At 38.2% G+C, this 9,395-nt stretch carries 9 protein-coding genes; 1 reads left to right on the forward strand and 8 read right to left on the reverse strand.

The features are described from left to right. Nucleotides 1-275 precede the first annotated feature (275 nt). The 7 genes from AC3EA5_RS15065 to AC3EA5_RS15095 all read right to left on the reverse strand — a co-directional run bounded on the left by AC3EA5_RS15065 (nt 276) and on the right by AC3EA5_RS15095 (nt 8,570). Nucleotides 276-2,096, reverse strand: a complete 1,821-nt coding sequence (locus tag AC3EA5_RS15065) for an oligopeptide ABC transporter substrate-binding protein (protein WP_488609078.1) — start codon at nt 2,094-2,096, stop codon at nt 276-278. Between the two features lie 73 nt (nt 2,097-2,169). Beyond that, the gene (locus AC3EA5_RS15070; RefSeq protein ID WP_488609079.1) at nt 2,170-3,081 is read right to left on the reverse strand and encodes an ABC transporter permease; all 912 of its coding nucleotides are present in this window, start codon (nt 3,079-3,081) and stop codon (nt 2,170-2,172) included. Between the two features lie 31 nt (nt 3,082-3,112). Further along, nucleotides 3,113-4,075 carry an oligopeptide ABC transporter permease gene (gene opp4B / locus AC3EA5_RS15075; protein WP_488609080.1) on the reverse strand — a complete coding sequence of 321 codons (963 nt, stop codon included), beginning with the start codon at nt 4,073-4,075 and terminating at the stop codon, nt 3,113-3,115. 1 nt (nt 4,076) lies between these two features. Further along, complete coding sequence (locus tag AC3EA5_RS15080; RefSeq protein WP_394188698.1) at nt 4,077-5,024, reverse strand: ABC transporter ATP-binding protein; 948 nt, start codon at nt 5,022-5,024, stop codon at nt 4,077-4,079. Beyond that, entirely contained in the window at nt 5,021-6,034 is a 1,014-nt protein-coding gene (locus tag AC3EA5_RS15085; RefSeq protein ID WP_488609081.1) for an ABC transporter ATP-binding protein, read from the reverse strand. The genes AC3EA5_RS15080 and AC3EA5_RS15085 overlap by 4 nt, the downstream gene beginning before the upstream one ends. A gap of 317 nt (nt 6,035-6,351) precedes the next feature. Beyond that, the gene (fabF, locus tag AC3EA5_RS15090) at nt 6,352-7,587 is read right to left on the reverse strand and encodes a beta-ketoacyl-ACP synthase II (protein ID WP_488609082.1); all 1,236 of its coding nucleotides are present in this window, start codon (nt 7,585-7,587) and stop codon (nt 6,352-6,354) included. A 47-nt stretch (nt 7,588-7,634) separates the two neighbouring features. Then, the gene (locus AC3EA5_RS15095; protein WP_488609083.1) at nt 7,635-8,570 is read right to left on the reverse strand and encodes a beta-ketoacyl-ACP synthase III; all 936 of its coding nucleotides are present in this window, start codon (nt 8,568-8,570) and stop codon (nt 7,635-7,637) included. 190 nt (nt 8,571-8,760) lie between these two features. On the opposite strand from AC3EA5_RS15095, the gene AC3EA5_RS15100 reads away from it, so the two are divergent. Continuing rightward, nucleotides 8,761-8,949 carry a YjzD family protein gene (locus tag AC3EA5_RS15100; RefSeq protein WP_394188702.1) on the forward strand — a complete coding sequence of 63 codons (189 nt, stop codon included), beginning with the start codon at nt 8,761-8,763 and terminating at the stop codon, nt 8,947-8,949. A gap of 154 nt (nt 8,950-9,103) precedes the next feature. On the opposite strand, the gene AC3EA5_RS15105 is transcribed toward AC3EA5_RS15100, so the two are convergent. Further along, nucleotides 9,104-9,395, reverse strand: a 292-nt coding sequence (locus AC3EA5_RS15105; RefSeq protein WP_488609072.1) for a transposase, incomplete at its 5' end; no start/stop codon positions are given.

Below are 9,395 nucleotides of genomic sequence, written 5' to 3' on the forward strand. Positions count from 1 at the left end.
GTGGATTTCGACACTTCGCTTTTCCCGCAGGAGTCTACGCGGTTTTGCTCCATATCTCTGAGTAAGAAGAAATTGGCTCTAAATGTTTTATGGTATGAGACAGAGAAATTAGGGGGAAAAGCTCCTCAATCATTGTCAAAATGTAGTGCCCCACAACCATCTATAGTTAAAAACGATTCTTTATGTGTCATCCACCATATCCATTGACTAACGCTAGATTGCCATAGAAAAAGACTCACCCTAATTAAAGGATGAGTCTTTTTGTTATCAATTAATTATTTAGAAGATTTAGCAGGGTCTTCAGAAATTAATGATACTTCGTTCCAGTCAAAGTTTGAAGCGTAGTCGATATCGTAGTTCTTAACAGCTTTGTTAACTGGACGTAATTCTAAACGGTATTGAGTTGGAATGATTGGTGCATTTTCAGACATATATTCTTGCCATTCACGGAATTTACCTGCACGGAATTCAGGATCGAAAGCGTCTGGAGAGTCGATAGCAGCTAAAAGCTCTTCTAACTTCTCAGAAGTGTAACGGCTGAAATTATATTGTGCAGATTTTGAATATAGACCTGATGGAGACGGGTTAGTACCTGTACCCCATGCAGCCATGAAGATATCGATTTCTGGATCATCAGCTTGAACTTTATCGTAGAAGCTATTGAATTCGATTGTACGACCTGTTGTAAGAGTTACATTTAAACCAACGTCTTTCCAGTTTTGCATGTAGAATGATGCGATATCTTCAGCGATATCTCCACCAGACATTGTAGCGAATTTAATTTCAAGTGGCTTGCCATCTTTGTCTTCACGAAGTCCGTCACCATCAACGTCCTCATATCCAGCTTCGTCTAATAATGCATTAGCTTTATCTACATCATATGTGTAGCCTTCTAATGAATCATCATAGAATGATTGGAATACTGGTGGAATTAGAGATGTTGCACGTTCACGTAAATTGTTGTAATACACTTCAGAAACTTGTTCTACGTCAATTGCGTAACCCATTGCTTGACGAAGTTTAACGTCGCCCATTTTAGCATTTGGATCCATTACAACTTCGCTCTTATCCATGTCGTATTTACCAAGTTTGAAACCAATGTATTGGTAGTAAAGTTCATTACGGCCAAGTACAGTTAGGTTGTCAAAGTCTTTGATTTCTAAATACTTGTCTGTGCTGAATGTGTTAGCTGTCATATGATATTCCCCTGTTTGTAATGCAACAGAGATTGATGATGAAGGAACTGTTTTCACTAAAACACTATCAAGTTTTGGAGCACCTTTCCAGTAGTTTTCGTTTTTCACGAATTGTACTGATTCACCAGGTACGATTTTATCAAACTTGAAAGCACCTAAAGTAACGATATTTTTACGAACTGCATCTGATTCAAGTAAATCTGCTACTGGAATATCTTTTAAAATATGGCTTGGTTCAGCGTAGAACCAAAGTCCATCTCCACCACTGAAAATAGCTGGAGATAATTTATTGAATGAAATTTCTAAAGTCTTTTCATCCACTTTCTTTAAACCAGAAATTGTATCAGCTGTACCCGCATTGTACTCAACAGCACCTACGATGTTTTGGAAATCAGCATCGTAACGTACTCCTGTGTAGTCTGGAGAACCGATAATTAAGTACGGCTGAATTAAATCTTCAATTTTAAGTGGCTCACCATCAGACCATTTAATACCGTCTTTGATTGTGATTGTTACTTTATTATTATCTTGATCAACTTCCATACCAGCGATTCCTTCGTTTGTTAATAGGAAGTCACCATCTGTTTCAAAAATTGCGTTACTAGCGAATTGCATAATGTCTGCATCATACGCATCTTCATATAGAACTGAGTTAAAAATACCTTGGAAAGGTGAGTCATTTACTAGAGCTACTTTTAAAGTACCTCCTTCAATAACATCTCCTTCATTTTCAACATTCAATGGGAAACTTGCAGTATCAACAACTTCTTCAGTATCACCATCATCTTCATTGTCTTTTGGAGCATCGTCTCCATCATTTGTACTTTCTCCATTACATGCACCAAGTACAAGTATGAAAGCTAAAAGTAATGCTAATAACGACCAAAACTTTTTGTTCATTCCTTTTCCTCCTTTTTTATCTCTTGTTCTATATATCAAACGGTAACCGTTTAATACCAATTATAATTAGGGATTACCCTAAGCGTTGCTTCGCATCTGCAGATCGGCGAATCGCTTGACCCACGTAGTTGATGCCTAACATTAATAAAAGTATTAATAACGATGCTGGTAGCCATACCCACCACTTATCTTGTAAAACGAGTGGGTTATTTGCATAACTTACCAAAGTTCCTAAACTCGGAGTTGAAGGTGGTAAACCAAATCCTAAATAAGAAAGACCTGTTTCAATTCCTACATTCCCCGCAAAGGATAGAGTAAGATCAACAATAATGATCGAACTCAGATTTGGCATCATTTTCCCGAAAATAATGGTCGCATCGCTTGTACCCATTGTTTTCGAGGCATTGACATAGTCTCTTCGACTTTCAGATAGTGCTTTGCTTCGGATTAGACGAGCTGTACCTGGCCAAATAAATACGCTGAGAATTAATACGAAAATTGGAATATTATATTTTGGTACGATTGTTACAAAAACGATAATGATCATCAATGATGGAATCGTTATGAAGAAATCAATAATTCTCATAAAGATATTGTCAATCCAACCGCCAAAGTATCCGGTAGTTAATCCAATAATTAGACCAACTGCACCTGTCAAAAGTGTTACTGCGATTGCAATAGAAATCGAATTTCGAGCTCCAATAATTAATTGCCCTAAAATATCTCGTCCACCTTGATCGGCACCAAGCAGGAATTTCTCACCCGGCTCTGCGAACTTATCTCTTAAACTAACACGCATCATTTCTTGTTGATCAATAAACATAGCCCATATATAGATTCCTAAAATCACGATAATCAGTGCGATAAGTGAAAACATTGCGAGTTTATCTTTTTTGAATTCACGCATGATAACTTGAAATCCAGTCGGCGGAGAGCTTTCTGGATGTTCAGATTGAATCACTACATTTTCTGTCTGCTCTTTCATGTATGTACACTCTCCTTAACCATTATTTTCATCAATCTATCCTGATTCGTGGATCTACAATGCTCATAATAATGTCAGATAATAGACTGCCTAATAATGTTAAGAATCCATACAGCATAACCAAAGCAGTAATTACACTATAATCACGTCCAGCAATGGAATTAATGAATAGTTGACCCATTCCAGGATATGCGAATATTGTTTCAATAAAGATGGAACCCGTAAGTAAACCTGTGATTGTAAATCCTAAGAAAGCAGCAATCGGCAATAATGAATTTCGGAAAATATGTCCCGAATATACTTTATTCAAAGGAATTCCTTTACTACGAGCCGTACGAACATAATCCGCAGACTTCGAATCAATTACTTCTGTTCTTAAATATTGAATAACCCCTGTTGTGCCTAAAACGGCTGCAGTTAATGCTGGTAATAAAATATGATAAATTTTACTCCAAAGATAACTTAAGGAACCATTTTCATATTTGATATCTACCGTTCCGCTCGTAGGGAACCATTGCAGTTTGTATCCAAAGAAGAAGAGGAATATTAATGCCAATACGAATACTGGAATTGCATAACTGATAAAACTATATAGAACAACGGTTTTATCTAAAAATGTATTCTGGTATCGCCCAGCAAGAACCCCTAATGGAACGGCAATTAAATACAGTAAGAATGCACTTAGTAAGGACAACCACAATGTATTCATTGCACGGTCACCAATTAAGTCGGCTACTTGTACTTTATATGTGTAACTTTTACCAAAATCACCTTGGAATGCATTTCCCATCCATTTAGCATATTGAACGTACCAAGGATCGTAGAATCCTGCTTGCTCACGTAATTGTTCTATACGAGCTGGATCAGTTTCAGGTGTAATCATTCCCGTAAATGGATCACCTGGCATTTGCTTTGCCATTATGAATATTAATAAACTTAATACAAATAATTGAGGAATCATGACTAATACACGACGAAAAATTGTTTTCCACATCTTATATGACCCCCTCTACCTTGTCCGTCTTCGCAACAGCATGCGTATCCGAAATAGATTGAAGATCATAAACCCGACCGTTTGAATCAAAATACTGATGGTGATCAAGTTGATAATTCTTTTCTACATTAATGCGCTCTATCTTACGTTCCACACGACTTTCTGGCTCTATGTTTGGAATAGCGGACAATAGACGTTTCGTGTATATATGTTGCGGATTTTGATAAATATCTTTTTTAGATCCCGATTCGACAAATCGCCCTTTATACATAATCGAAATATGGTCACACATATGTTTCACAACTCCAAGATCATGTGAAATGAACAAGTAGCTCAATCCCAATTCATCTTGAATATCTTTCAAGAAATTCAACACCTGTGCTTGAACGGATAAATCTAGTGCCGATACAGGTTCATCTGCAATAATCAATTTCGGATTAGTTGCGATTGCTCGTGCAATACCGATACGTTGCTTTTGGCCACCCGAGAATTCATGCGGATATTTCAATTTTGCATCTTCAGGCATTCCAACGATTGCTAACAATTCATTAATTTTTCTGCGCTCTTCTAAATCTGACAGACGCAAGAAATTACGAATTGGTTCAGACAAGATATCTTGAACACGTTTTCGTGGATTTAAACTTGAGTGAGCATCTTGGAAAATCATTTGAATATCCCGATTGTAAGAAGAGTTACGTTGACGACGTTGATTCGTCACGTTTTTTCCTTCGTATATGATTTGTCCTGATGTTATTTTTTCAAGTCCGATAATGGCTTTACCTGTTGTGGATTTTCCACAACCAGATTCACCAACTAAACCATATGTCTTCCCTTTTTCGAATTCCATATTAATACCGTCAACAGCATGAACATGGTCAACGATTGTATTAAAGAAGCCACCGCGTACAGGATAATGGACGCGTAAATCTTTTATTTCCATAAAACTCATGTCAAGCTTCCCCCTTCTTCACCTTCAAAGTGAAAGTGGTTCCAGCAGGTACATCGTACAAAATGTCCTGGTGCTATCTCGTGAAGTTGTGGTTCTTTTTCATGTGCCTCAGCTGGAATCCAAGGAATCCGAGGAGCAAAGCGGCAACCATCTCGCGGTAAGTTAACCAATGATGGCACTATGCCTTGAATGACTTCTAATTTTTCGTTATCACTATGTGTTTGTGGAATTGAGTTTAATAATGATCTAGTGTAAGGATGGACAGGATTGTTGAACAATTCATCAACAGGTGCTTCTTCAATTACTTGTCCTGCATACATAACCGCAACACGGTCTGCAACTTCAGCAACGACACCAAGGTCATGCGTGATTAAAATAATGCCAGACTCAGTCTCAGCTTGTAAGTCTTTTAGAAGATCTAAAATCTGAGCTTGAATAGTTACATCTAAGGCAGTCGTTGGTTCGTCTGCGATAATAATGGATGGCTTACAAGAAATAGCAATGGCGATGATCACACGTTGACGCATACCACCTGAAAGTTGATGAGGAAATTGTCTTACTACTCGTTCCGGTTTAGGAATTCCCACTTGATTTAGCAGTTCAATCACACGATGAGATCGCTCTGATTTTGACAACTTCGTATGATAAATCAATGCCTCTGCGATTTGATCTCCTATTCGCATTAATGGATTTAATGCAGACAATGGGTCTTGGAAGATCATTCCGATGTCATTCCCACGGACTTTATTAAGTTTGTCATCCGTTAATTTGGCTAAGTTAAGACCTTTAAATTGGATTTCACCAGAAATTTTGGTGTTGTTTGGATCGTGGAGTCCGATGATTGATGTTGCTAACGTACTTTTACCACATCCTGATTCTCCAACAATGGCTAAGATTTCATTTTTCTTTAAATGAATCGAAACGCCATCTACTGCATTAAAATATGTATCTTTTACTCGGAAACCAGTATGTAGATCGTTAATCGTTAAAAGATCTTGAGTCGGATTCAAATGATTACTCCTCTCATGCATATACTTAGATGTTATGAAACTTGTACTCTTTTTAAAATTTAAATTATTCTGTTAATTGTTTACCTAGTTTTAAATTCTATTACAGAATTATTACAACCGCAATATAAATTTTGCAAATTTCCTAATATTCGCTAATTATGTAAAGACTATTTTCCTCAAAAACCTTTACTACCAACGTTTGTAGAGTTTATTGAAAGTTCTTTTTTTTCAGTTAAAGGTAATTTTTGAAATGTTATTTCTTGATGCGTTAATTTATTCCAAAAAAAATCCCCTCTAAAAGAGGAGATTTTAGAAAACTATATTTTTTTGAAAACTAAACTTGCATTATGACCACCGAATCCAAGTGAATTGCTCATCGCATACTCTATATCTTTTGGACGAGCATCATTTGCCACATAATCTAAATCACAAATTGGATCTGGATTTTCTAAATTCATTGTTGGTGGCATAATTCCTTCATGAATCGCCAGAGCTGTGAAAATTGCTTCAATTCCACCTGCCGCACCAAGTAAATGGCCTGTCATCGACTTCGTAGAACTCATTGCGAGTTTATTGGCATGATCACCAAATACAGATTTTACAGCTAATGTTTCGAATTGATCATTGTACGGTGTGCTTGTTCCATGTGCATTGATATAGTCAATTTGAGAAGGATCGATTCCTGCACCTTCAATTGCTTGTTTCATTGCACGTGCTGCACCTTCCCCTTCTGGAGCGGGAGCGGTAATATGATGGGCGTCACCTGTTGAACCATAGCCAACAATTTCGGCATACATTTTAGCTCCACGTGCTTTCGCGTGTTCGTATTCTTCTAAAATCAAAATACCCGAACCTTCGCCAATGACAAATCCATCGCGATTTGCATCGAATGGACGAGATGCTGTTTTAGGGTCTTGATTTAACGTCAGAGCTGTATTCGCACAGAATCCTGCTACAGACATATTCGTAATTGGCGCTTCTGCTCCACCTGAAATCATCACGTCTGCTTCTCCACGTTCGATAACTTTAAAAGCATCACCAAGCGAATTCGTACCAGAAGCACATGCCGTTACGGTACAAGAATTCATCGCTTTTGCACCGAAGTGAATCGATACTTGACCAGCTGCCATATCAGGAATCATCATTGGAACAAAGAATGGACTTACGCGACGGTATCCTCTATCAAGGAACGTACGGAATTGCTGTTCGTACGTCTCCATTCCACCGATACCTGAACCAATCCATACACCTGTACGAAGGCCAAGTTCGGGTGTAATTTCAAGCTCCGCATCTTTAACAGCCATAATCGAAGCCGCTAAAGCAAAATGAGTAAAACGGTCCATTTTACGTGCATCCTTCTTTTCAATATACGATTCAATATCAAAATCTTTTACTTCAGCAGCTACTTTAGCTGGAAAGTCATCCGCATTCACTCGCGTCATTGGACCAATACCTGAGCGTCCTTCTTTGATCCCAGCCCAAGTTGTCTCGATATCATTACCTAAAGGCGTAACTGCACCTATTCCTGTTATTACAACACGACGTTTTGTCATGATAATCGTTCTCCCCTCATCAATAAGCTATACGTATACATTACGTTTTATTTACCCCAACGCATGGCAATAGCGCCCCATGTTAATCCGCCGCCGAACCCAACCATGACAATCACATCATCGTCCGAAATCTTGCCATTTAATACTTCTTCTTTCAATGAAATCGGAATCGATGCAGCAGATGTGTTCCCAAACTGATTAATGGTTTTCGACATTTTCTCTTCAGGTAAGCCTAATCGTTGACGTGATGATTCCATAATTCGAATATTTGCTTGGTGAGGCACTAAGAAATCAACCTCATCTTTAGAAAGTCCCGCTTTTGTTATCACATTTTCTGCAGACTCACCCATTTGGCGAACCGCAAATTTAAACACTTCTCGACCATTCATTTCAAGATAAGGTCCTTCTTGATACAAATGCTTTCCACCTGAACCATCCGCTCCAAGCTCAAATGATAAAATCCCTCTTCCTTCAGAAACATGACCAATAACTGCAGCTCCAGCCCCGTCTCCAAACAAGACAGCTGTATTGCGATCTTCGAAGTTCGTAATCTTTGAAAGTTTTTCTACACCCACGACTAAAACATACGGATAAGTCCCTGATTCGACAAATTGCTTTGCCGTAATCACACCATACATAAAACCAGCACAAGCAGCTGAAATATCCATAGCTGCCGCATGGGTAGCCCCTAAACGCTCTTGAATCATGGTTGATACGCTTGGAAACGGTTTATCGGGAGTGACAGTTGCCACTAAAATTAATCCAATTTGATCCGCACGGATTCCTGCATCATGAATTGCATCCTTCGCCGCTTCATATGCCATATCGGACGTATTGACGTCGTCACCAGCAAATCGTCTTTCTTCTATACCAGTTCGAGTGCGAATCCACTCATCGGTTGTATCCATTCTTTTCTCTAAATCAAAATTGGTAACGATTTGTTCAGGAATATATCTACCTAAACCTACTATTCCAGCATTCATGAGACAACCTCATTTCGTTTGTTATCAATTATTAGTACCTGGTAATAATAATAACGAATTCAAGGTCATTTGACAACCGTCCGCCACGACTTCGCCAAATATACGCGTTCATTTTGAAAAGATTCTTTTTCAATAAAGATTCGTATGGTATGATAAAGTCATTAAATAGTCTGTTTAGAGGTGAAACCACGTGAAATTTGTCTTTACATTTATTTGGTCTTTTCTATTGATCACATTGCTTAACTATGTTGTTAGTTCTGTAAATGGTGTACCTTTTGACTTTACACTAGGCGCAATCGTTTCAGTTGGTGTTGCATTGTTATTGTTTGTAATTTCTAAAGTCATTCCAAACGAACCTGTTGCACACGAACATCACTAATAATTAAACATCAAAAACGGTCTCTCATTTTATTGAGAGACCGTCAGACTGTAGACAAAAGGGGTTCGGAATGGTCGCATTCCGAACCCCTTTTTGCTTTTTTCTAGGATATCAAGCAATTTTTATTTGTGGCAGACCTCTCAGAGGTCAATATTTATACTGTTTGGGGAACTTGCCATGTCCAGTTGGCAAGTTTTTTTAAATTCATGGCAGCGAAAGTAAGCATCGCCTGCATCGACAATTTTTTAAGTCCCCTTAACGTTGTCCAACGCATGCCATGCTTTTCTTTTCCATCAGCGAATACTCGTTCAATTGTTTCTTTGCGTTTCGCATAAATGGGTTTTACATCTTCGTGGTGTCGAAGATGATCAGCTTCTTCAAGATATTCCTGCCAAATATGTCGTGTCACTACTTTTTGGTGGTCTCGACTTTCAGTACATTGTGCT

The organism is Paenisporosarcina sp. (assembly GCF_057785155.1).